Below are 26,690 nucleotides of genomic sequence, written 5' to 3'. Positions count from 1 at the left end.
GTTATACGTAGCCCATTATTGGTAATGGTAACAACAGGAACAATAAAGACTTTACATGAGAAGCAAATTTATCTACCAGGACGGAAATTCCAATAAATTCTGGGACATTGAAATTAACAGAAACCAGTTTACAGTTTATTTTGGTAAAGCTGGTACCCAGGGACAAACCCAAACCAAGGAATACACATCAGAAGAGGAATGCAGAAAGGCTGCTGATAAGCTGATCGCTGAAAAAGTGAAGAAAGGTTATAGCCAGGTTGCCGAAGATGCTAGCGATGAACCAGTTAGCACCCTGGCAGGTATCTCCGAAACAGCCAGCGATGCACTTCCTAAACATTTATTTGTGGACTTGCTGGCCCTCGCCCGGCATCTGGCTGACGGCAATTATCCCGGCGAACTGGAGACTGTTGATGTAACAGACGAGAATATTGAAGAAATGGAAGCAGTCGCCGGTTTTCAGATGCCGGAGGAATACGTTGATTTCTGGCTGGAGAAAGGCTCTCTCTTTTTTAGTAAAGATGATTTCATTTGCACAGTATATTGTTATAACGCTGAAGGTGTCAATGGTAACAATCTGCATGGCTTACTGAACTTTTATCAGCATTTCTACAGGTGCAAATTCAAACTGATTGACGAGGAAGCAGGCTACTTATCGAAATGCTGGTGGGTCCTGGGGATGATCATCAACGGGGAGGCGATGAGGATATTTGTCAGTGATCCATTAGGAACGATAAAGAGTATTCATTTCCCACAGGCGTTAAGAAATACCAGTGACGAGGCTTTTGCCCAGGCATTATCACCTGTGCTGGAGGCAAAGGCTTCAATGAAATCAATCATTGGAGCAGCGGCTTTCGAAGCACTAGCCCGTAATACAAGCGAAGCTGAGCCCGAAACGGAAACAGAGGAGGACGAAAATAAAGAAACGCAGGCCTTCCTCGAAAAGCATGGCTTAAAAGCTGTCTCATATGGTGAAGTACTTGAAGCCCTGAACGTTGAACATTTATCAGATTATTGGGATGACGAGGATAACTCTTATGCCAGCAATTACGAAAGTGAAAGGGAGTATTTTGAAGAATATAGTAGTGCTATTTATTATTGCGACGGCGATCTGCATATTGAAGGCGATCTGGCAATTCCACAGGCTCATATTGATCTTCTTGTGGTGCGTGGTAATATGACCATAAGGGGGAAGATTAGTTCTTCCTATGCTTACTATGTTACCGGTAATACTACCGTTGACTACCTGGAACTGGGATACTTTCAGAAAACAATAGGTACAGAAACCATCCGGTATGTTGCCTCTGCCTGGGGAGAGGACGATGAAGTGGTACATTCTATGCCTTTCCGGAGCATTAATGCGCCGTACTTCTTTTCCTGGTTCTATGATCTGGGCTGTTTTGAGTTTGCACCAGAGACGCTTATTACCGCCTTGTACAACTATGATGAACTGTCATCCTATGTGACAGATAATGCCTTTCTGGCCTGGCATGATTATGCTTATGCATTCGTTCCGGAGTTCTGTTATACGTTGGAAGAATCCCATCATGATACATTGAACATCAGTATACGGTCCGTCTACGAAGCGCTGAAGAACAATCAGCCTGTTTTACAGAAAGGCGTTACCCCGGAAGGTATTAAACTAACCCGGGAAGGACTGCGCCTGAAGAATCAGGAGGATATTACCGGAGCTTATCAATGTTTCAAAGAGGCTATCACAAAATCTCCGGCTTATTACCTTGCCTATTATCACGCCGGTAAATGCCTGTTCGAGCAGAAGGCCTATAAACAGGCTATGGAAATATTTGCCAAAGGCATTCCTTATACTCCTGAGAAAGTTAAATACGAGCTTGCCTGCATGGAAGAATCTGCCCTATCCGCTGTGCAGATCGGAGAATATGATAAAGCGATCGAACTGGCAAATAAAGCCCTGCAAAAGAGCCAATCTGCATATTTTGCCCTGCGCGTAATAGGAGAGGCGCTTATCTATAAACAGCAACTCGAAGAAGCTAAAAGCTACCTGGAAAGATCGGTTGACGCGAGAAGCATTTTTACGAATAACTGGTTACTGGGATTGGTCTACCATCTCCAGGGGGAAGATAAAAAAGCAGACAAGTTCTACAAAGAGGCGGCAGAAAAGAGTATCAGGGCACAACCTTATACGCAACATACCAGTCTTCACTATGTGTACGGAGACCCGGTAACAGTGAACTGGGATACACAGCCTGCTACATCGACAGTCAAAGACCAGGCATACTGGGATCAGTTCTTTACCGACATGCTGGGTAAATACGGTCCGGATATGTATAAGAAGACCAGTAAATTCCCCGACGAATGGCTTAGCGCTAAACTAATAACGATACCTGAGCAATACAGGACGAGAGACATGCTACAGGCATTGCTGGAACATAAGACAAAGGGAGATTATGATGTAAGAGGCCGGGTGATCGTGCTTTTCAAACGGGAACTATATACACCCGACATTATCCTGCTGGCAGTAAACCGTGAGGAACCTTGTTTTTATAATGAGATTCCCGCTGAATTCCTGTCAGAAGAGATCTACCAGATCCATCCGCATGGCATAGACCTTGCATATGTGCCAAAGGAACAATTAACCTATGATCTGTGTTTCCGCGCGGTGATCGGTAGTCAATACAACTATAACCATGTACCTGCTGCATTCAGAGATGAGCGGATGAATATTGCACTTATTGCCGGTGGTAATCTGAGGGATACACACTGCAAGGACCTGCCTTCAAAATACTATACCAATAAATACATTAAGCAGGCCATTGACCTGGGTGTTCAGGTGATTAAAAACATACCGCCACGACTGGTGGATACAGAAATATACCAGTATGCTGCCGGAAAGTATAGCCAGGACCCCGAATGGCCTTTTATTGTTGAATTGTACGACAGGGACAGATGGCGATTTGGATCCCAGTCAGATCTGGAACAGATGGGAAAAGCCGTAAAGAAATATGGCATGAGCATCTTCGATCATATCGATGTTGAGCGGATAAACAAGCAGAGCTATGCTTATTACGGGAAACATCTGGGGCAGCTACCAGGATTCCCTCAGAAGGCTGCAGCTGCTGGTTGGGACGAACGGAGCAAAGTGAAGGATGAATATTTTAAACAGACCGAGTTTGACTATGACACCTTTGATAAGGTATGGGCCTGTTACTGGGATGAGGACTTTATCATTAAGGCCATTACCGCCAATGGATCCGGGTCCAGTGAACGTATCTATGACGTACCTCAGAAATATCTGACACAGAGGATCTGTGATATTGCAGTAAAGAAGGATTCATATGATTTCCAGTTTGTGCCGAAACACTTTATGACACAGGAGATGTGTGAAAAGGCTTGCTCTATGGATTATGGTACGGCCCTTGAATATGTTCCTTTATCCATGCGTACGGCGAAGGTTTGTGAGCTTGCCATCGGAAGGGATATTACCAACATAAAATTTGTACCCCTTGAACTGCGCACGGTAGCGTTTTGTGCAGGAGCTGTTTTGAGTGACCGCAAGTTGAGTAAATATATTCCGCATGCGCAGTATAGTGCCGTTTTCGAAATGCTTCTGGCAAAGTATAAAAACAGATTTTCCCTGGATTATCTGCTCGTGAACCGCGGACTGGGACTGATCATCGATAAGAAGTATGACGAGGCAAGGAAGCAATTAACAGCAATAGAAACTACTAAGAATGTTGATGCCTCACACCTTCATCAGTCGGTTTACTATCTCGGCTGGACTTACTTCCTGGAAGGAGATGCCAGCAAAGCCACTGAATATTACCGTAAATCGCAGGACATTGCCAAAGCGCAAAAGATAGAGGATGAAGACTGGTTAACATATCCTTATGCTAACTTCCAGCTACCGGATGTTCCGGGGGTATACGAATTCAGCCAGGAAGAATTTGGCAGGCAGATGCAGGAGGCGTCCCTACTGGTACAGGATAAAAATTATGTCCAGGCAATTGATATACTCAGCCAGGCGGAAAAGCTGCTCAGGGATGCGCAATGTTCTGAAATGAGGCTGTGGGCATTTGTATGGGATCACCAGCGCTACGCGCTTTACGAGGCTGGCTGGAAAGAGGAGTCGCTTGCAGTATGCCGTAATACCATTGCCGAATTAAGTAAGATCACTTTGTGGGATTACCTGGAAGAGTTTAATCCTATCCGAGCGGCGTTACGTAGCGCTCATAATAATCTGGCCTACCATTGCTATGAAACGGCAACAGATCTGAAAGGGGTAGAAGAAGGGCTTAAGCATATCAAAACAACCATGAAGACGGTAGCACCAATCGAGGAAAAGGATGTATTAAATCTTTTCTATGAAACCCAGGCCTTGCTCTTGCATAAGGCTATGAGCTTTGATCCTGGCTATAAAAAGGACCTGGAAAAGGTGGTGGCTAAGATCGAAAAACTGAAGCTGAGAGAGAACGGCTTATTAAGTGACGAGTATATTGAGAAGGTAAAGTTATAATCTAGGTATTTGTAAAAGAAGCCCGGTTTCGAAAGAAGCCGGGCTTCTTTTTGCTATAGGCGATACAGGCTTGTCAGCTTTTGCCATAGGCTGTGAAAATTTCAGACTTGTCTTGTGAAGGGCGTATGCAGTATTAGAACAGTTGCTGCTGTTCCATCTGTTGCTTCAATATCTGTTGCCGTACTTCCTGCATTATCTTTCTTTGCTTTTTACGTGCTTCTATCTCTTTCATCAAAAGCTTGTATGGCGCCTGTTCTTCCTGCTTGGCCGTAATTTCTTTTTTCTTCTTTTCAATAATGGGTGTTTGCTGTCTGACTTTTCCTGGTAATGCTTTCTGTTGCTTGGCCAGTTTATCTTTGATACCTCCAGGATCAAAGGCTTTCTCGAACTGCGCTACAAGTTGTTTGGGCTTGCCCTGATAGGTCTTTTTAAATTCCTCCAACGCAGCGTCGTACCCTTCGTAAAGCGTTTTTGCCATGGGCTCCAGCTCCTCTATTTTATCTCTAATGTCTTTGATGTCTTTTTCTGCGTCGGCCTTAGCCAGCTGTAACTCCAGAATCTGTGTATTTATCTCCGCCACCTTAGCTGCCTGAAAATCCCACATTGCGTCCAATCCTTTGTCATCCAGCTTATCTGTATTAAAAGCCAGTTTATACAGGCTATCTATACCGTCTCTGCGTGTTTCTGCTACATGCAGGCGTTCACCGGTTACCTGGGGCAACTGTGTTTTTCTTGTATCGATATAAGTATCCTGTCTTGCACCTATCATCTGATCATTGTGCCCCATAAAGGCTACCGCTTCAGTGGGGAAAATGCCCAGCTCCGTAGTCTTTTTACCTTCTTTGGTCATAAGATCATGGCTATAGACCATGTCTATCTGCCCTGAAATAATTGGAAGTGCCGCCAGCATTTTTTCCTTTGCCAATCTCAATGTTTCCTGTATCAGCACGTTTCCGGCTTCCTTATCTGTTTCTTTTTCAAATCCGTTTATGTTCGTAAACTCCGGCAATGCCAGGCCTCTGATGCCATCCGCAAGTCTGCTATTGGCTACCATGCTCTTGATGGCTGTCCAGTCTTCGTTGTCTAATACACCTAGCCCTATGTTCATCAGACTGTCCTTGATCCAGGCCCCGTCCACATCCTTTACTGCGCTTGACAAATAAGCATTGAAACGGAACTTTGAGGTGGCTGCCGGAGTACTGGCCAGGTCAGAAGTGCCATCATATATCTTCTTCTGTTCATTCATTACATGCTCTATAGCCGGAACGGCAAACTGTCCGCTCAGCGTACGTGCAAGCTGGTTAATAAAGATCTTGAGACCAGGTGTATCTGCAATACCGGTTTGTGCAATGGCTGCCTTAATGCCGGCTTCGAGAGTGGCCAGTATCGCTTTGGGATTAAATCCGGGTGTTCTGGCTCCGGAAGTATCCAGCACATCTTCTTTATTAATGTTTTGCAGATCATCAAAGGTCTGCGCTGTTGTAGCAAAGTTTACCTGGCTGGTGATGCCGCCACCTTTTTCAGAAGGTTTGATCTTTATCTTTTTCAGCTCCGTAAAATCCAGCTCAGGCATGCTGGCATAGTCTTTTACCCCACTCTTATGGGATACGTTCTTCTGCTGGATCTTGAGGTTTTCGGCCGCAGAAAAGTCAAGCCCTGTTGTCTGGAATCCCTTGATCATTCCATCAATGGTTCCCTTCTTCGACAATGTATCCAGGTTGGCCCGTATGATACTATCCACCTTTTCTACATCTGCAGGATCAGGGATCATCGAGTTTGACAGTGTTTTGATCAGGAATGGAGGACTTACCAGTTCCAGTGCATTGGCGGCGTCAGTTTCCAGTATAAACGGTAATTTGGTAAATGCCAGCGGACGGGCTTTGGCAAGCTCCAGATGCGATATACCTGCTAACACATTTCCTTCGCCTTCTGTCTGGGTGAATTCATGCTCGAAGCCTACAGTGGTAAATGATTCCCTGTGTGCACCTATTTCCGCTTGTTTTGTTTCCTGCTCCGTGATATAATCTTTAAAGTTGTTGGCGGCTATATCCAGGAAAGCACCTTGCAATACAGGCTTTTCTATACGCTTATACTGCAAAGGTATTGGGCCTATAGTGGCGCGTTGCAATGCCTTTGCCCCCATGATATCTGCCTCTTGCTCCAGCCCCGCATCATCATTCACGGGAATATCTTTCTGCAGTTGGACCGTTGGTGATACTCTTCCCTGCTTCTGTTGTACTACATGCCATGCTTCATGTGCAAGATGCCTTTCCTGTCCCGGGGCGATGTGAATGTCTGTGCCCTGCGCATAAGCATGCGCCTGCAATTGCGCTGGCCTGGCAGAGTTGTAATTGACCCTGACATCATCCATAGAGTATCCACTCAAACTTTCAATACCAGATTTTAAATCGTCCGGCAGACCTGTATCGTTTGGTTTTAATTGAAACGGTTGTGTGTTGGCCGATCCGGGATGGCTATTGTTATTCCCCGCAGGTGCGGAGGATGGCATCTTTTGAAATGGCTGAACAGCAGGTTTCGATAGCCCTGATGAATGTTGGTTATCTGCTATGGAACGAGTAGCAGTCTGGTTGGCCTGAGTTGCCTGATGTTCATGTGGCATAGAGTTGTAGGAATATGCCTACAATGTAGAGAATAATTTTGAACAGTTTTTTAAAATATGAGGAATGGCACGTGGATTGCGCCCCTGCCCATGGCTCTTTTGCATGGGAAAAGGCACGACTCGCATCGCATCACTGTGAATAATCTTTAAGCTTTAAAAGACACTACATCAAACCAGGAACTGATCATAATCATATTGATGAAATACTGCCAGCGAAACGCTTCTTTCCGGTATATTCATCCTTTGAATAAGAGGTTCCTCAATCTCCTCCCTGCTAACAGGCACACGTACTTTACCCTGCCGACTAACAGCCAGCATCTCCGCCGCAGAGCGGTTTTTCTTCGCTATCCTCGGTGTTTTAGCCGCTTGCCCCTTTTCTTCCAATGGCAATACCGGCTCCAATACCGCTGTTACAAAAGCTTGTTCACTGCTGACAGTACCCGCGGCCTGAATACCTGTATTCGCATGCAGAAAACGGATCTGCAAAAGAACGATCGTAGCAGTGGCATTGGCCGGCCTTACCGGCAATACCAGGCTATGTTGTTGCTCTCCCAAAGGAACACAACTCGCAGCTGTCGTGCTACCAAGGCAGATATTCTGCTCAAGGTCCATATCCAGTGCCACCGCCTGGAGCTGTATATAACGGGCATCCTTAGGCGGTTTCAGCCAGTGTTGCCAGTTAGTAGGCAGTTTCACTACTACATTGCCGTTCTCCTGGCGTATGGTGTCTATACCGCCAATGGTCATGACGGCCTTTTTGTTATACCGGAAGTCTTTCAGATGCTGGTGTAAAGCAGCGGCAGTGAATATACGTTTGCCTCTTGGATGGTAGTCTTCTCTCAGCGCCGCATAAACGGCACTATTTAGCCTGTATACGGTCGTTTCGTCCTGCGCTGGCTGCCATATGCCATTCAGGGCAGAACGGATCGATTTTGCGGCCTTACTGGCCTTTGCGAATTCGCGGCTGCTTTGTTTACTGGCGGCGGACATACTGTCCGGGCCATACTGGGGCATTTTACGGCAGAATTGTTTGCCGTTGCGTTCGTAATAGATCAGGTCTCCGACGTGGCCGGAAAGACCCTGTGTAAGGATATTAAAGTTTTGGGCCATAACATGCAATAGATTATTATTCAATTTACGGAAAAGTTGGTATTAAAGCAGCTTCTTTGTAGCATATTTCCTTTATTCCTTAAATACATGACAAGGACATAAAAGGTACGCTTGCATATCCCTATGGGCTATTGTAAGAACCTTATAATCAGCCTGTAATGAGCCTATAGTATAGAACTTCAATCGAACATGAGTAGGACTTGAGTTGGACTTGATCAAGGCAAATGCTTATGTCGGAGATTGTTAGTATTTGAAAGAAAATCAGGGGTGAAGGGCCATTGGGAATGGCAAGGGGAAAACCGGCAGTAAAAGCCTGTACATGGAATAATAACGTCAGCCTATAAAAGACATGTGCGGTACTGAGGAAAAACAGGCATCAGAGATACCTGTATACACTATAAATATACGAAGAAATCAGCGGAAAGCTTTTATACGTTTCACTATCACCTAACACCATAAATTTTTTTAATAAATGTTTTGAAATATACGTTATTGTCCGTAGGTTTACTACTCGAGTTAATTTAGCAACGAACCGATATTTCATTAAGAGACACCCGAGCCCGAGCATTGTTGCCCAGTAAACCAAAAAATAATCTGACGTAACTGACGATTTGATGTTGTAACACAGACAACAGGCGGATCTTTCACGTAGCACAATAATATAAAAACCTCTACTCATGAAACGAGTTATCCCTATGGGCGATACCAGTCCAGCAATGTACTATCCAGCGCATACAAGGTTAAATATGTATATCAGCTAACAGGTACATCACCTGCCGGATAATCATATACCTGTGGCTTCCTCTCCTCAAGAGGAACAGGACCCTTATTTCCTATACTAAAATATATTCTCAATGATACTGAAGACCGCTGCAAAAGGTAAGAAAGCATTTGCCATCACCATGCTCATCTTACTTTATTGTGAAGCAGTATTGCCCGCATACGCATTTGCCGCACCGCGGATAACCTGGCATTACAGCCATACTACGACAGGCAGCATACGAAACACACTGACGGCACCCCTTGTTGCTGCAGATGTGGAATTAAAAGAGCCGGCTATAGAAAAACATTTTGGCGGTCCCGGACAGCCGGAAAGCCAGTCCTTTCACTCCGTCAACAGCGATAAGATGGTGGACCTGTTCTCCGGCGACCTCTCTTACAACATCCCCCTGATGGACGTAGGCGGTTATCCGCTGGCACTCGGCTACAACAGCGGCATTTCCATGGATCAGGAGGCCAGCTGGGTAGGACTCGGCTGGAACATCAATCCCGGATCCATCACCAGGAACATGCGCGGACTGCCAGACGACTTTAACGGTACGGATACCGTGCAGAAGGCGTCCAATATGAAGGAGAACAAAACGATTGGCGTTACTTCCGGCGCTGATGTGGAAGTAACAGGGCTGAGTAAGTTCGTAGGCTTCGGCATTGGTGGCAGTATGGGCGTATTGTATAACACCTATAAAGGCTGGGGAATGGAAACCAGCGTGAACGCTAATATCAATGTAGGCTCACGCAGCATGGGCCGGTTCACCAATGGACTCTCTATTACCAACAGCTCGCAGGATGGCGTGACACTGGGTACTTCCTTCAGTTACAAGTTCGCAGATCAATATGCATCAGAGCATGGTGGAATGAGTGGCAGCGTATCTACAGGACTTTCCTATAATGCACGCGAAGGATTGAAGGCACTGACATTCTCCGCAGGCCTGCGCCAGTATACAGTGGACGACAAAAATTGCAGGGGCGTTGCAGAGCAGGGTAGTTCTGTATCCAGTTATATTTCCTTTGCACAGCCGGCCTTCATGCCATCGATGAATCTTGCCTATACCAATACATCATTCAGCTATACCGCCAAGATAGGCTATGAAACCAAGGTAGTGCACCCCAGTTTCTATATCACAGGATATGTATCCTTACAGGATATTGCTGATGCAGATAAACGCCTGTCCTTACCTGCCTATGGATATCTGAACTACCAGAAAGCGAATGGCAATGAAGGCGCCTTACTGGATTACAATCGTGACAGAGAGATCGCTTACAGGGAAAAGCCTGCCGTGCCTAATATCGGCGTTCCTTCCTATACCTATGATGTATTTGCCATCTCCGGAGAAGGCAGTGGCGGTATGTTCCGCGCTTACCGTGGAGACATCGGGTATGTGTATGATCACGCGATGAGATCAAGGGATAAATCAGATAGGCTTAGTACGGATATCGGTATCGGAGACTTGGTGCATGGTGGTGTTGACCTGAGTCTTACCCGCGCTTATACACAGGTAGGACCCTGGGTGGAACAGAATCCACTGGCAAGTACCGTGGCATTCAGGAAGTCTGATAAGACATTCGAAAGCGCGTATTTCAGGAACCCAGGAGAAATGAGTGGTAACACAAAAGCATTTTATGATGCTATTGGTGGTGATGATGTGGTGGCTGTAGACCTGTATCAGCCAAGTAATAGCAGTCCTACTATTGAGGCGACAAACAGACTGAATGCTTATCGTAATAAGAAACTGGTAGCAAAAAAGACCCTCACACCTGATAACGTGTATAAAACTACACGCGATAAACGCAGCCAGGTGATTTCTTACCTGACGGCAAGTGAAGCGAGTGTAGGTGGTCTTTCAAAATATATTGAGAACTATACACCGAACTTATTCAGCCTGAGTAGCTGTAGTGTTGAATTTCCTGATAATGTAAACGGACAGGGTGTAGGGTTGAAAGCAGAATATTTCAAAGGAAAGAAATTTGAAGAGAGGTTATTCGAGCGTATCGATCCCCTTGTCAACTTTGCCAATAAAGATGAGATCAGACTTAACGTGCCCCCAGGTGTAAACCTGGATAATAACTTCTCCGTACGCTGGACGGGCAGACTGAAAGCGGATGTTACAGGACGCTACCGTATAAGCACACGTAGTGATGACGGTGTAAGAATATACCTGAATGATACATTACTGATAGACCGTTGGAATGATCACGCGGATAAACAGGACACCGCGTGGGTAAACCTGGTAGCAGGCGAATTGTATAACCTGAAGGCAGAGTATTATCAGGCAGGTGGGCGCGTAGTAATGAAGATGTTGTGGAAACCGCTGGGTACCACTGAAGTGCCTATTCCTACTTCGAATCTCTACCTGATGCCGGATAAGGACACCTTTGTTGTAGGTAATAGCCTGCTCTCAAGAGAGAAGCGTGTGAACCAGTTCCGCAAGCCTGATCACATCTCGGAGATCAGTGTGCTGAATACCGACGGACGCCGCTATGTATACGGCATTCCGGTATACAATCTGAAACAGAAGGATGTAACATTCTCCGTAGCTGCTTCCGGTGGCAACAGGAATGAGGGAATGGTGAAATATGCCATTGGATCTGATAATACACTGGATAACAACAAAGGTAATGACCATTATTTTAACAGTGAAGAGCTCCCGGCCTATGCCCATACCTTCCTGCTGACTGGCATCGTCTCTCCTGACTATGCTGATGTTACAGGAGATGGTATTTCTGATGATGACCTGGGAACGGCTGTTAAATTCAATTATACAAAGATTGCAGGTATAAGAAATCCTTACCAGTGGAGAACACCGGCCAATGACAGCGCTGCATATAATGAAGGCCTGAGAACAGATAACAGGGACGATAAAGGCAGCTACGTAACAGGGGAGAAAGAGTTGTGGTACCTCCATTCCATTGAGTCAAAGACAATGATCGCTACCTTCAAAACAAGCGACCGTGATGATCTGCCTGCGATCAACGAGAACGGTGTAAAGCAGTCCGGACGTGTAGCCCGCAAGCTGGATGAGATCAACCTATATGCTAAAGCAGATTTTCAGAAATATAATACAGGGGCAAAACCTATCAAGACCGTTCACTTTGAATATACCTATGAGTTGTGTCCTGGTGTGAACAAGCCTTTGAATAATAATGGTAAGTTGACGCTGAAACGCGTATGGTTTACTTATAACGGCAATGATAAGGGCAAGCGGAATCCTTATGTGTTTAGTTACAATAAAAATAACCCGGTGTATAATGCCAAGTCGTATGACCGTTGGGGCAACTATAAACCTGCAACACAGAACCCGGGTTATACATCGTCAAACCAGATCAATAATGCAGAGTATCCTTATGCATTACAGGACAGCTCACTGGCGGCTGCTAATGCGGCAGCATGGACGCTGGATTCTATCATATTGCCCGGCGGCGGTCGCATGAAGATTGATTATGAGAGTGATGACTATGCCTATGTACAGAACAAGCGTGCAGCGCAGATGTTTAAAGTAGCCGGCTTCTCGGCTACAGCTCCTAATAGTACAGGTGATCTGAACCGCTCTTTGTATGGATTGATAGATTACAGGTATGTTGCCATAAATGTACCCAAAGCAGTAAGCAGCAGGCAGGATCTATATTCACGATATCTTGAAGGATTGAATGGCCGTCTTTACTTCCGCTTATATGTACAGGTGCCGGGAGATAAGTTTGGCAGCGGTGGAGAATATGTACCTTGTTATGCTATCATCGACGATAACGAATATGGCTACTTCAATAATGGCAATACGATCTGGATCAAAGTAAAAGCCATTACTGCAGGAGGCGATACGGGTGAGGTAACGAGCATCTTCAGTCCGATGGCGCAGGCAGCTATCCAGTATCTCCGCCTGAACCTGCCTTCCAAAGCCTATCCCGGATCAGATACCGGAGACGATTTCGGGTTCTCCGATGCTATCAAGATCCTGCTTTCACAAGCGGATAATATCAATAATACCTTCCTGACTTATAACGTAGCTGCCAGGACCAAAGCCTGGATGCGTGAGATAGATACTTCGCGCACGATGGTAAGACTGGATAATCCATTCTATAAGAAATACGGCGGTGGTCTCCGTGTAAAACGGATCAGGATATATGATAACTGGAATGCCATGACCAAACAGCAGGAGTCTGTATACGGGACAGAATATCAGTATACGACTACAACTGAAGTGAACAGAACACCTGTGGAGATCAGCAGTGGTGTGGCCAGTTATGAACCGATGATAGGCAATGAAGAGAATCCATGGCGTCAGCCATTAGAATATAAACAACAGGTGGCTGCGTTGGCGCCTGTGAATCTGGGTTATACCGAAGAGCCTTTATGCGAATCGTTCTTTCCTGCACCATCCGTAGGATACAGAAAAGTAAGGGTACGTTCTCTTAATTCAAAGAATGTACGCTCTGCCAGTGGTTTTGAAGAAGTCCGCTTCTATACTACCTATGATTTCCCGGTATTGACAGATATGACCCTCGTGGCAGATGGCAAGAAACGTTTTAAGCCGGCACTGTCCAACTTCCTGCGTATCAATGCGAAACATTTTGTAGCCATCAGTCAGGGCTTTAAAGTGGAGCTGAATGACATGAATGGCAAGATACGTTCTCAGGGCACTTATGCGGAAACAGACGCTGACAATCCTATTTCTTATACAGAGAATTTCTACAGAACAGAGGTACCTAAAGCTGAGTTCAAACACCTGATCAGTACTGTTACTACTATTAATCCGGATGGTGTGGTAGACACAGCGGCTACAGTGGGTGAAGATGTAGAGCTGATGCTGGATATGCGTCATCAGAAGAGCGTCACCAATGCCAACAATTTTAACGTGAATGGCGACTTCTTCTCATTCAGTCTACCACCGGTATTCCTCATCCCGACCTTATGGAACCTGGCGCAAAGAGAGGAGGTATTGTTCAAATCTGTTGCAGCCACTAAGGTGATCAGTCGCCATGGTTTGCTTGACAGCGTGGTGGTAATTGATAAAGGCAGCAGGGTAGTGACACGCAACATAGCATACGACAATGAAACCGGCAATGTGGTGCTGACCAGTACCCAGAACCTCTTTGGCGATCCGGTGTATCATTTTACCTGGCCTTCAGGCTGGACATACGATGGTATGAGTGGCGCCTATAAGAACGTGGATGTGCTGCTGGATAATATATTCATCTCCGCGGGCAAGATCACGAAAGGCATTACTGCCGGTACAGAGGCAAACTATTTCAGCAGTGGAGATGTGATCCTGGTGGGCTCTAAAGTAAAGACAGGTGGCACAGATTGTACACCGCAGATCGCGACCTTCCGTACCAGCAGTGTATTGTATGCAGTAGATGCCAATGCAGTGAGCGGCGGTACGCCTGATATCTATTTCGTGAACGCAGATGGTGTGCCATTCTCTGGCAATGATGTGATGATGAAGATCATGCGTTCGGGTAGAAAGAATATGAGCACGGCGGTGGGAGAGGCGTCTATGCTGAATAATCCGCTGGTGAAACAAGGCGATAAATACCAGCTGGTGATAGATGCTGGTTCAAGAGTGATAAAAGCGAATGCTGTTGAATATAAGCAGGATTGGAAGGTAGCTGATAAGAAAAAACAGAAGGCAGTTTGCGCTAATTAAATGACTATAAAAAATCGAATGACATGTTTATAAAGAGAATACTTGCGCTGTTGATAGTACTTGTAGCGGGTTATGGTGTTGCTGCTGCGCAGGAAAGCCAGCCCACCGTTACTGGAGAGTGGGAGATAGTGAAGATTGAGACCAGGTTGTTGTCTCAGCAGGATAACAAGGTACTGGAAGAGAAGACAATAACGAAGCAAATTGAGTTTAAGGATGTGACAGGCTTTGTTCCGGTAAAGATAGAAGTGAATGGAGAGAACTGCAGAATAACCAATGCTTCAGGATTCGTAGAAACCGGCAAGTACCGCCTGGGAGGGAAAGATGTGCTATTATATCAGAAAGCAGAGATGCATTCTCCACAGAGTGCAGTGCCCGGACAACCACCCCTGGAAGCGCCATATCTGCCCTACAAGTATAAGATGCAGAATGGAGGTATACTGGTAATTGAATTGCCCAGGTCTTCCTTTATGGACACTGGCAGAAATCTTCCGGTGGTGCAGGAGTGTACCGGTTACTATAAAAAGAAACAGTAGTTCGTTAACCGATTTATCGCTATACCAATGATATACAAGATATTCAGGTGTAAGTATTTTCTCTTTTTGCCAGCATTACTGTTGTTGTTTGCCGGTATAACCAGGGCGCAAACATGTCCGGCCTGGGGGATCAGCGCTGTTGCTGAACCCTCCAATTGCGCTGCCAGCGGTAAGATCACGCTGTCTTTTACCGGTACCGGCGCAGGGAATGTGACAGATATGTTATTCAGCCTGGATCCGCTCACTTCCGGTGGTTACAGTGTGGCCCCCAATACTTCTTCTGTATTTGAAAATATTCCGGCGGGTAGTTACCGCGCCCTGGCTAAAGGGATCTGTAATAACGCAGTAGTCTCCGCTACTGTTGATGTAGTAGTGCCGGGCAACTATGTTCCTTTCAGGGCCGCCATCAGCCAGCAACGTGTTGCGCTGCGTGGTTGTCGTACAGGACAGGCTTACGTGTCATTTTCGAATGGACGCTTGCCATATCAGGTAAGTATCACGAATAAACCAGCGGCATATACCGGACGGGTATCGTTTACTGCCAGCAGTGGTTTTGTGATTGATAGTATGCCTCCCGGGAATTATAATGTCTCTATTACAGATGCCTGCGGAGCAGCGGCTTCTGTTCAGACGCTGACTATCGATGAGCTGCCACTCATGACAACCAGTGACGTTTATGCGCAACAAGTAGGTGGGATAAAGAATACCTGCAATAAATTTATTGTCAGATCGCCCGTTGCTAATACGAACAGTCTGTTTATGGATTATATCCGGCCGAATACCCCTCTTACCTATGCCATATCATATGATGGTATGCCGAAAACTGCCTACACACAGTTCGGACATATTGATACAATTACGCTGCCAGCCGGACAGTCCTTTAAAGATATTTATAACAAAAAGATTACTTACTACATAAAAACACCTTGTGGTGATGAATTCGTTTATCCTGCCAACATCAATCTTCCCTACCTGTATAACTATTATAAGTTGAATTGCAATGTCAACTTTGATGAAGGCTATTATGTAGATACCACTTATCCTATTTGCTATCCGGTATACGTTTCATTTAAGAATAATACGACCAATGAATACCGTTACGATACTATAAAGAGCCGCACAGGGCCCCAGACAATGAAGAACGTTCCTTTTGGTAATTACCGCCTGAAAGGAGTGACTGCAGACAGTACTACCATATTTGATGGAAACGTGGTTGTGAATGGAACAGTGGCAAACCCATATTCCGTGATTATAAGCGACAACGGAGGGTATGTAGGAAACGATGGCGCTGTATTATTCATGATCTATAAGTCTACCGGATATCTCACGCGAGGTACCACCGTGACCCTGCTCAGCCCTTCTAATTATACTTATACGGGAACGGTTGACAGTTCATACATAAGTAACACCTGGGTTGTGTATAGCCCTACGACAGGCCCTACCCGTTATTTTTATCCGGGCAGCTATTTGTTCCGGGTCACAGATAGTTGCGGAACTTACGATCTGCCGGTGACGGTAACAGACTACGATGTATACAGGTACAACTTCACCTATGATCAGGAGCAGACCTGTACCGGACTGAAAATAAAACCTACAGGTACGAGTATGTACCATGGTACCAGCATGCCTGTTTATTTCAGGATACTCAGAGGGCCGCAGGGTTCTGTAGGTTTTGATAATTCTATCGTTACACTTGGAGATTCCCTGCTACTGCCAACAGAAGGCTTATACCGCTTAGGTATGTCGTCGTATCCAAGTATTATATCTGACTACTCTTCTGTCGGGAATGGCAGGAATATCACAGAGATCAACTTCACTTATAAGCCATTGATCGTTGATGTCAATAACTCACTGGGATGGGTTTGTCCCGGTGCGCCTGATAATTCCGGTAGTATAGTGGCTGTTGCAGCAGGTGGTAGTAAGGCGGTTACAGGTGTATTCACCTACAGACTGGCGGCAGAAGGAAAAGGTACTACAGGGCCATACTGGGCCACCAATACCTCTGGTAAGTTCAGTACCGCTACTTCCGGTGGGGCCTATGAGCTGATAAAAAACCAGAACTATGATGTGCGCGTGGAAGATGAATGTGGTGCGGCTGCTGTGCAACGATTAAAGATCATCGACTTCGAAACCGCAGAACTGGCCACTTCCGATAAGCTGACCTATTGTATCGGCGACAGGATCGAATTCAAGATCATCAACCTGCCTACAACAGCCATCACCTATGCATGGTCAGGTCCTGATCATTTCAGCAGTACTTTACAGAACCCGGTATTATCTCCGGTTACACCCAACAGCGGCGGTAATTATCACGTAGTGATCTATTCTGATATCTGTATGAATCCTATTCATGCAGATGTTAATGTCACATTGGCTCCTTATAACCTGACCTGCTACAGTGCAGTAACTGATACTAGTGTGAACCCATATACCTATGGTCTGCTGGGTAACTGGAAGGTACAGCGGAGTTATTCATACTATGCAGCAAGAACGGAAAGTAGCACGGCAACGGCTACCAACGTGAGGACAGATGGTACCATCAAAGACTTCGTTGCTTTCTGGAAGAAGGGTAGCAGTGCCGGATGGCAACCACAATATGATACCTCCCGCTGGGTATGGAACAATACCACCACTTTATATAACAAAAAAGGATTTGAGCTGGAGAATACAGATCCATTGGGGCGCTTTAACGCTGCCATCTATGGATTTGACGATGCATTAACCACAGCTGTAGCACAGAACAGCCAGTATCGTGAAGTGGCTTATGAAGGATTTGAGGATTATTTCTTTGGTGGCGCTACCTGTGATACGGCTTGTAGCGGTGGAAGAAGCTTTGACTTCTCTTCCTACAAAGGTGATCTGGATTCTACACAACAACATACGGGAAAATACAGTCTGCGCGTAGCTGCAGGCAAGAGTGCGGGTATCAGTGCTCCTATGTTACCGGATAGTGCAGGGGTGTTTAATCTCTCCTTTAACAAGAATGCCAACAATTGTGTGAGTGGAGGTCAGGTACTCGGTAGTATCCGTACGAATAAGGATGCTATACTTCCTGTGTACTCGCCGTTTGCAGGTAAGGAGATAGTGGTCAGTGTATGGGTGAAAGAAGAAATGGATTGTAAGGGATTGTCCTATACGAACAACAGAGTGGTTATTTCAGTGACGCGGAGTACGACACCTTATACAGTGGTCGCAACGCCCAAGGGAGCTATTATCGACGGATGGCAACGATATGAGCAGGTGGTAAAAGTACCTGTGGGTGGTACTGAACTGAGCGTCAGCTTGCGGGCAACCGGCAAATCTACTGTTTACTTTGATGACCTGCGTATACATCCTTATAATGCGACTATGCGCTCTTTTGTGTACAATCCGGCTGACCTGCGACTGATGGCAGAGTTGGATGAAAATAACTATGCAACTTTCTATGAGTACGATGATGATGGTACGTTGATCAGGTTGAAGCGGGAAACAGAAAGTGGTATTAAGACCATCAAAGAGACTAGAAGCGCATTGTTAAAAGATTAATTATTCCTGGTACCCCCTATTAAATAAGATATTATGCATTCTTTGCCAAGAAAGAGCGCTTTATGGCTGACGGTGTTGATGCTGCTGATGGCAGCAGGCAACAGCTTTGCGCAAACCGGTACTGTCAGAATATTGAGAAATATACTGGACGGTAGCAGAGGCCAGTTAGCGAAAGATTCTGTTGCCACTGTTCAGGACAGCCTTTATTTTAATCCGACGCTGATCAGTAAACTGGATACGCCTTACCAGGTAAAAAATATCGTCACCTTTAAGGTGAATGAATACAGCAATGTATACCTGCCTGCGCAGTTCACTGCTACTGTCAATGCCCGGTTGATCTATACCAGGCCTGACTTTGCGATAGACTCTGTCGATAAGAGTTTCATCATTAACTATGATGCTGCAGGAAGCTATACCAACAGGAGTAGTTTTGTGTTTGGTAACGCACACAAGGTAACGGTGAAAGTGCTCAGTGTTTCTGTTACCGCTGCTGCCAGGGTCTTGAATGCACTGGTAATGGAGAATGAGATGCAGGTTGCTCCTGTATACAAACTATCCTGTACGGATGATGCCGTTAAAAGTATCAGTGCTGTCAGTGCACCCAATACTGATTCTACAGATGAACTGACTGTCAGCTGGCCTATTACAGCAGGTGCCGACGTATATGACCTGGAATGGGCATATGTGGATTCTTCTGCTTATACCAGCAATAAATATGGCAATCCTGTTAACCCGGTATTGCTGTTCAGGAACAATGCCACGCGTGTAACTGTCGCTGATAATACTTATCGTATTCCGCTGTTGTACGATAATGGTGGCCTCCTGTTTTTCAGGGTCAGAGCGGTACAACAGAAAAGCAATGTAAGCAGGATAGAGACGGCCTGGAGCTCTGACTATAGCGGCGGACTGGGAAGTTACAGTTTCACTGGTCACCAGCGAAAGATGAACTGGCAGATGACAGTGAATTATGCGGAGGAAGGAAAGCGAAAAGCAGTTGTTACGTATTATGATGGAAGTCTGCGCAGCAGGCAGGTGGTAACAAAAGATAATACCACGAATAAGACAACGGTAGGAGAGACCTTTTATGATTATCAGGGAAGACCGGCCATACAAGTGATGCCTGCTCCTTCGATAAATTCGGTGATCAAGTATGCGCCTCGTTTTAACAGTGCATTGAATGGCGCTGAATATGATAAGTCTAACTACGACAAGCTGAATGCTCCGTCTGAATATCTGACGGCACGGGCGAATCAGATGTCATCTGCAACTGGTGCAAACCAGTATTATTCAGCCAACAACCCTGATAAGAACAACGGTGTAAACCAGTTCATCCCGGATGCGGGAGGCTTTGCCTTTACTGAAACAGTATATACACAGGATAACACAGGGAGGATCAGCAGGCAAAGTGGATTAGGCCCTGTGTACAGGATTGGCAGCAATCATGAAACGAGGTATTACTATGGTACACCTGGTGATAATGATCTGGATGTGTTGTTTGGTACGGAGGCTGGCGACAAGAGTCATTACTTTAAGAACATGGTGCAGGATGCCAATGGCCAGTATGCGATTACCTACCTGGATATGTATGGTCGTACGGTGGCGACAGCTTTAGCAGGCACACCGGATAGCGCCAGTTTGGATAACCTTTCTTCGAACACCAGTTTCCCGGTAACAGATACTTTGTCGAGGTTGAACAGTAATGTGATCAAAGACCTGGTGATGGAGAATACCCAGAGTCAGTTGGTAGCCATAGATGGCGATTATCAGTTTAAGTATTCACTGGCACCGCCGGTATTGCAGAAGAAGGATTGTAATAACAATACTGTTTGTTATACTGCGCTGTATGATCTTGAAATAAAGATTACGGATGACGCTTATAACCTGCGTCTGGGCGGAAAACCCTTTGATACGATCATCCGCAATTATACAGGAACGATTGTGGCGGATTGTAATACACCGCCGGTTTTGCAGGTAGCTTTCACATTGCGTTTACCGAGAGGTAATTACCAGATCACCAAGCGCCTGACTGTTAACAGAGAGGCGATGGCTTACTACAGGGATAGCATCTTCATGAAGAAGAATCTTTGTACTACGCTGGAGCAGTTTGTACAGCAACAACGTGATTTCCTGGCGAATACACAATGTGTTCCAAGTTGTGCTGCGTGTCAGGATAGCATTGGCACCTGGGATAATTTCCGGAACCGTTACATGGTAACGGCCGGTATCGCTGTTGCTGATAGTGCCACCTATAGAGGAGAGGCGCAGGCGGCATATGCGGAAGCGGTAGCTGCCTGTGAGGCCTTATGTGATAAGGCAACTGAATCTACTGATGTGAAGACAGCGTTGTTGCTGGATGTATCAGCGCCTTCCGGTCAGTATGCGGATGCGGAGGATACGCTGAATATCTACTCCATATTTTATCAGCCGGATGAGAATACACTGCCGCCTTATAAGCGTGATACGGTTACGTACCTGGACGAAGCAGGCAAGCCTGATCTGGCATATGACGAGTTTAGTAATACCTACGTCATCCCTCAGCGATTAAGGCCTGAGCAGTTTGCTAACCAATTCAAAGCTTCGTGGGCGCCGGCATTGCTGAAGTTCCATCCGGAGTATTGTAAATGGCTGGAGTTCCAGAAGCATCAGGCTAGTTATACATGGGACAGAGATTTTGAGAAGGTAGACACTTATGCCGAAGCGAAAGCGAAGGGGTATCTGAACCCCACCGGACAAAGCAGCTTCCCTTATCCGATAGTGACGGCGAATAGAGATCCTTTGTCGCTGGAAAGCACGGAGATGTTCAATGCCCTGCAGGCGAAGCTGACCAACTACAACGGCGGTTCAGGTAGTTCGATATTAACGATGTGGAGTACGGCTACTGCTACGGTAAAATGTGATGGCAATAATGCGTCCTGTGTGACTGCTTATGCATCGGCATCGGCACCGTTTAATGAGAGTGCTTTGTGTACCGGTGATCTGGATATGGCCTGGCGTAACTTCAGACAGTTGTACCTGTCTGCGAAAAGGGCCATCCTCGATAATAAGATAAAGAATGCGACTTGTCCTTCGGGTGTGTCTAACCCGACAGCGGCACAGTTGCTCGCTGCCGGAAAGCAGCTCAACTTTAACAACGCCACTGATGCCTTAGGACAGAATGGACTCGGATATCTGAATAATACCGGGGCGTCAGGACCAGCATCAGATTCTGCTAATAATGCTGTGAAAAGGCATTATGAAGACAATTGTAATGCCTATGCCAAGGCTTGGGTACAGCAACTGGCGCCTTGCAAATACACGCAGGCGATGTTGAATATACTCATCCCGAGATTAGTGGAGGTGTGTAAGGAGGGATCTGATGTTTCCCATCCGATGGGATCGAGTTCTGTAAGACCTGGCAGTACTTATACTTATAAAACCTTCCAGCAGGTACTGGAAGAGTTTAATGCGCAACAGGGTATTTCCAACAGTGTGGATTGTAATGGTTACGTGATCACTGCGCCTGCTCCATACGACAAGCAGATCGCTTATGGTAACAAGCCGGTATATTCCAAACCGGATACCTGTGAATGCCGTAAGCTGAATAATCTCCGCGCAGAGTATCTTAAGTATAATACTGATACAGATGGGGGCTTTGCCGGTTATCTGTCCCGTACAAGGGGGATCAACATGACGGATGCTGATCTCACCCAATTGCTGAATGCATGTAATACTACCAGCAGCTGTACTTACTTTACAAAGATCATCAGTCTGCCGCCTGCATTGCAATGTTATACCGGTGAGACATGTGTGACTTGTGGTACAGTGAATAATGCGTATACAAGATTTACTGCTAAGTTCCCGGGTATCACACCGACTATTGAGGAAGGGGATACTACACAGCAAAAGAAGAATAAGCTGTTTGCCAATTTCATGAATAATGAGTTGGGCTTTAATAAACAGGCCTGGGAATATCTGAAGTTTAAGAATGATTGTCCGGCAGCCCCACAACCAACAGCTACCTGTAACACGATCACTAATATTAAGAACAACTTCCTGAACCTGTATCCCGCTACACTGGGCGATTCTATTACCGTGAATAAGACAGCGCCGACGCTCAGGATCACCCACCTGCTGAGTACCAGGGCCACAGCATACGCTTCATCATTGACGCTCGGAGCAGCGGTATGGACGAATGGTGGTGTATGGTTTACTTTCAGGGACAACCTTGTGTTCAACTTTGCCAGAGTTGCGAAGGGCGCCAATATCACCTATGCTGATATGAACCTGTTTGCGAAACCCGCTTCTGCAGGTGGAGAGCTGGTATGTGGTACGCTGTCGCATTACGCTGCTAATCCGGGCACCATTAGTCTGTTGTTCTCCCGTTCACTGGGACCTGTAGTGGCCAATGTGACGACATGGGCGGCGCAACCTGGAACGGTAGCTGCTAATACCCTCACCATACCTCCGATCACGAGCACACAGAGCAGCGCCAATTATCTGAACCAGGTTTGTACCAACCTGGTGAGGGATATGTATACGGCTTCCCGTAGTGGTACTGATTACGGGTTGATCATGCGATTGAGTTCGGAGCCTGCACAGACGCGTAATGCGTTTGTGTTCTGGTCAAATTCCACTACTAATGCCAGCGCTAAACCGCCCTACCTGAATGTTACTTACAGGGCGCACAGGTGTAATGAGTTTGAAATCTACTTCAACGAGAATTTCGGTCAGGGTACTAACTATACCATGGCCCAGATAGATAGCTTCTATCAGGCGAATTGTGGCGCTGTTTCCGGCATTTGTGGCAGTGCGCCGCCTACGACGCCGCCGGGGGCGTATGACGGACCATTGTTATGCGGAAAATCAACACCTGTATTCCCGTCGACGGATGTGAATACAGTAAATAACTGTTCTGATACTGCTTTCTTCTCTATCAGTAAAGGAACGGAGTTATACAATGCTTACCGTGATTCATTACTGGGCAGCTTTGGTCAGGACTATATCAATACCGGCCTGCTGGCGGCGAACAGGGAGGTGTTTACGGTGAGTTACAACACGAGTGAGTATCATTATACATTGTTCTATTACGATCAGGCGGGTAACCTGGTGAAGACAGTGCCACCGGCTGGTGTGGTGATAGACAGGTCTTCTACGTGGGTGAATAGTGTAAAAGCGGCAAGGGCTGCAGGGCAGGTAAAGGTGCCTGCACATAAGAAGATTACGCAGTATAGGTATAATACGTTGAATGAAGTTGTCGAACAGCAAACACCGGATGCAGGTATTACCAAGTTCTGGTACGACAACCTGGGAAGAGTGGTATTATCTCAGAATGCGCAACAGCGGGTAGGAAAGGATTACAGTTATACATTTTATGATGCATTGGGCCGAATAACGGAGGTTGGCCAATTGAGGAGCAATACTATTGTGAACGACAATCTCACCCGTAATCCGTCAACGCTGCAGCATTTCTATTCAAGTGCAAGGAAGACTTGCATTCAGATTACCAAAACGACATATGATATAGCTTATACGCCACTATCACAGCTGGTATTGTCTGCCCGTAATCTGCGTAACCGGATAGCGTGGATGGCGGTGTATGACAATGCTACGGAACTTGGCGCAGGGCGTTATACCGCTGCTACTTTCTACAGTTATGATATACACGGAAATGTTGATACACTCCTGCAGGATTATAAGGTGGGTGGTATGGCTGATGCGGGGAACAGGTTTAAGAAGATCGTCTACAAATATGATCTGATCAGCGGGAATGTGAAGCAGGTGGCGTATCAGCCTTCACAGGCGGATGCGTTTTATCATCGGTATACGTATGATGCGGAGAACAGGTTGATTAACGTAGAGACCAGCAGGGATAGTGTGTATTGGGAGAATGATGCGTATTATCAGTATTACAGGCATGGCGGGCTTGCAAGGATGGTATTGGGGCAACAGCAGGTGCAGGGAATGGATTATGCCTACACATTGCAGGGATGGCTGAAAGGCGTGAATACAACATCGATCGGGGGCAGTACAGATATGGGTAAAGATGGTGTAGCGGGTAGTGCGGTGGCAAGAGATGCCATAGGTTATAGCTTGTATTATTACGGTGTCAGGGATTATAGCCAGATCGGAAGCCTGTCGCCATTTGCTTCAATTGAAGGCACTGGGTATAAGCCTTTGTATAATGGAAATATTGCGGCAGTCAGTCGTCATATTCCGGATATGGGAGAGTCCTTATTGTCTATCTATAGCTATGATGTGTTAAACCGCCTTAAGGGAATGCAGGAAGTACGGGGATTAAATACAACAACCAACAAGTGGACGCCCGCAGCTATACAGGACTTCAAAGAAGGTATTACCTACGATGAAGACGGAAATATCTTAACTTACATTCGGAATGGCAACAATACGTTTGCCAGCAAACCACTGGCAATGGACAATCTTACCTATAACTATAAAGCAGGCAAAAATCAGCTGGATTTTATAGGAGATACTGTAAGTGCGGCTAATTATGATGTAGATATTGATGGCCAGACAACCGGCAACTATGCCTACGATAGCATAGGCAATCTTATTAAGGATGTTGCCGCGGGAATTAGCGGCATAACCTGGAATGTATATGGTAAGATTGCAACCATCACTAAAACCGACGGCACGACTATCAATTATACATATGATGTGGCGGCTAATCGCATCAGTAAGACCGTGAATGGCGTACAGACATGGTATGTGCGTGATGCTTCCGGAAATGTAATGAGTACATATACCACGGGAAATAGTGCTGTCAATAGTGGTGATCTAACACAAACAGAGACACATCTGTATGGCAGTAGGCGCCTGGGGATTGGTATATTGAATACTGACGTGCAGAACGTTTCGCCATTGGACGTAGTCGCTTTACGAGGTTTGGGCAATGGGATAGGTATGGGTTTTGTGCGTGGCAAAAAGCTCTTTGAGCTGTCGGACTACTTGGGGAATGTGTTGGCAACAATATCAGATAAGAAGAAAGGAATTTCTACGGATAGCACCAGCATTAGTTATTTTGTGGCGGATGTGCTGTCTACGCACGAATATTATCCTTTTGGAATGGGGATGCCAGGACGGAGCAGCAGTAATGACAAATACCGGTATGGTTTTAACGGGAAGGAGAACGATAATGAAATCAAAGGAGAGGGAAATAGCGTGGACTTCGGAGCCAGGATATATGATCCGCGAATTGGCAGATTCCTTAGTTTAGATCCAAGGAGCAGGGAATATCCTGACTGGTCACCATATGTGTACGCGTATGACAATCCAATAAGGCTTATTGATGACAATGGAGAGGGGCCTGGGGATCCCCTGCACCACGAGTTCCTGATAACTGTAGCCCTGGATATTTACGATGCAGCAAAAGCCAAAGGGGCGTCAGGGCAGGGCGCATTGTTAGTGATGGCACAGGCGAGCATTGAATCTCTATATGGTAAGGATGCCATTGACAGAGGGGATTATAATCTTTTTGGTGTGATGACACTCGGAAGCGATTATAAAATTAAAAATAAGCACGGGAAGATTAAAGATTATTCCAATAACGGGAAGTGGAAAGGTTCTATTGATGATTATTTTGAACGTAAGGCAAGGAAATGGCCGGCATCAGATGAATTGATAAAACAACCAGCATTTACATCAGATGATATAGATAAAGCGTTTTACACGGGCAAATATTTTGAATTTGAGAAGGAAAGAAATAAGACGGGGCATGGCTCGTATAACGCAGACGATACTGAAGAGAAAACAAAAACGAATAATAACAATTATGGTTCGCGATTGATAAAACAAATGGGCGATTTCAGGAAACGTTTTGTGGGAAGTCTGGATTATCAAATAAATAGTAATAATACCAGAATAGCGCAGATTGATGAAATGCTTAAAGCGCATATCTGGAATACGGAAACAATTGAGAAACTGAATGCTGAAAAAGCCGAATTGACCAAACAGAATGAAAGGTACGAAGCGGTAAAAAAAGATGTAAATCAGTAATT

Annotated in this window: 7 protein-coding genes; 5 read left to right on the top strand and 2 right to left on the bottom strand. The window is 45.8% G+C overall.

The window, feature by feature from the left end:
- Positions 1-55: 55 nt before the first annotated feature.
- Positions 56-4,489 (top strand): WGR domain-containing protein, encoded by a 4,434-nt coding sequence (locus BLR32_RS07305; RefSeq protein WP_089830150.1) that lies wholly within the window; start codon positions 56-58, stop codon positions 4,487-4,489.
- A 133-nt stretch (positions 4,490-4,622) separates the two neighbouring features.
- On the opposite strand, the gene BLR32_RS07300 is transcribed toward BLR32_RS07305, so the two are convergent.
- Positions 4,623-7,109 carry an eCIS core domain-containing protein gene (locus BLR32_RS07300; protein WP_089830149.1) on the bottom strand — a complete coding sequence of 829 codons (2,487 nt, stop codon included), beginning with the start codon at positions 7,107-7,109 and terminating at the stop codon, positions 4,623-4,625.
- A gap of 168 nt (positions 7,110-7,277) precedes the next feature.
- Positions 7,278-8,219, bottom strand: coding sequence for a hypothetical protein (locus BLR32_RS07295; RefSeq protein WP_089830147.1), 942 nt, complete (start codon positions 8,217-8,219; stop codon positions 7,278-7,280).
- Between the two features lie 854 nt (positions 8,220-9,073).
- On the opposite strand from BLR32_RS07295, the gene BLR32_RS07290 reads away from it, so the two are divergent.
- From BLR32_RS07290 to BLR32_RS07275, 4 genes are read left to right on the top strand one after another with little or no spacing between them, the layout of a single operon-like run.
- Complete coding sequence (locus BLR32_RS07290) at positions 9,074-14,638, top strand: PA14 domain-containing protein (protein WP_089830145.1); 5,565 nt, start codon at positions 9,074-9,076, stop codon at positions 14,636-14,638.
- Between the two features lie 23 nt (positions 14,639-14,661).
- The gene (locus BLR32_RS07285; protein WP_089830143.1) at positions 14,662-15,171 is read left to right on the top strand and encodes a hypothetical protein; all 510 of its coding nucleotides are present in this window, start codon (positions 14,662-14,664) and stop codon (positions 15,169-15,171) included.
- A gap of 27 nt (positions 15,172-15,198) precedes the next feature.
- Complete coding sequence (locus BLR32_RS07280) at positions 15,199-18,696, top strand: hypothetical protein (RefSeq protein ID WP_089830141.1); 3,498 nt, start codon at positions 15,199-15,201, stop codon at positions 18,694-18,696.
- A 33-nt stretch (positions 18,697-18,729) separates the two neighbouring features.
- A complete protein-coding gene (locus BLR32_RS07275; RefSeq protein ID WP_089830139.1) occupies positions 18,730-26,688 on the top strand; it encodes an RHS repeat domain-containing protein in 7,959 nt (2,652 codons plus the stop codon).
- The last annotated feature ends 2 nt before the right edge of the window (positions 26,689-26,690 follow it).

The organism is Chitinophaga filiformis (genome assembly GCF_900102545.1).
In the GTDB taxonomy this organism is placed as follows: domain Bacteria; phylum Bacteroidota; class Bacteroidia; order Chitinophagales; family Chitinophagaceae; genus Chitinophaga; species Chitinophaga filiformis.
Note: the sequence above shows the minus strand (reverse complement) of the source record. Positions and strands in the feature narration are given on the sequence as shown.

Bases quoted from the DNA above. Each gene is read 5' to 3' on its own strand.
- BLR32_RS07295 (WP_089830147.1), bottom strand. From the start codon at position 8,219: ATGGCCCAAAACTTTAATATCCTTACACAGGGTCTTTCCGGCCACGTC.
- BLR32_RS07285 (WP_089830143.1), top strand. From the start codon at position 14,662: ATGTTTATAAAGAGAATACTTGCGCTGTTGATAGTACTTGTAGCGGGT.
- BLR32_RS07290 (WP_089830145.1), top strand. From the start codon at position 9,074: ATGATACTGAAGACCGCTGCAAAAGGTAAGAAAGCATTTGCCATCACC.
- BLR32_RS07300 (WP_089830149.1), bottom strand. From the start codon at position 7,109: ATGCCACATGAACATCAGGCAACTCAGGCCAACCAGACTGCTACTCGT.
- BLR32_RS07305 (WP_089830150.1), top strand. From the start codon at position 56: ATGAGAAGCAAATTTATCTACCAGGACGGAAATTCCAATAAATTCTGG.
- BLR32_RS07280 (WP_089830141.1), top strand. From the start codon at position 15,199: ATGATATACAAGATATTCAGGTGTAAGTATTTTCTCTTTTTGCCAGCA.
- BLR32_RS07275 (WP_089830139.1), top strand. From the start codon at position 18,730: ATGCATTCTTTGCCAAGAAAGAGCGCTTTATGGCTGACGGTGTTGATG.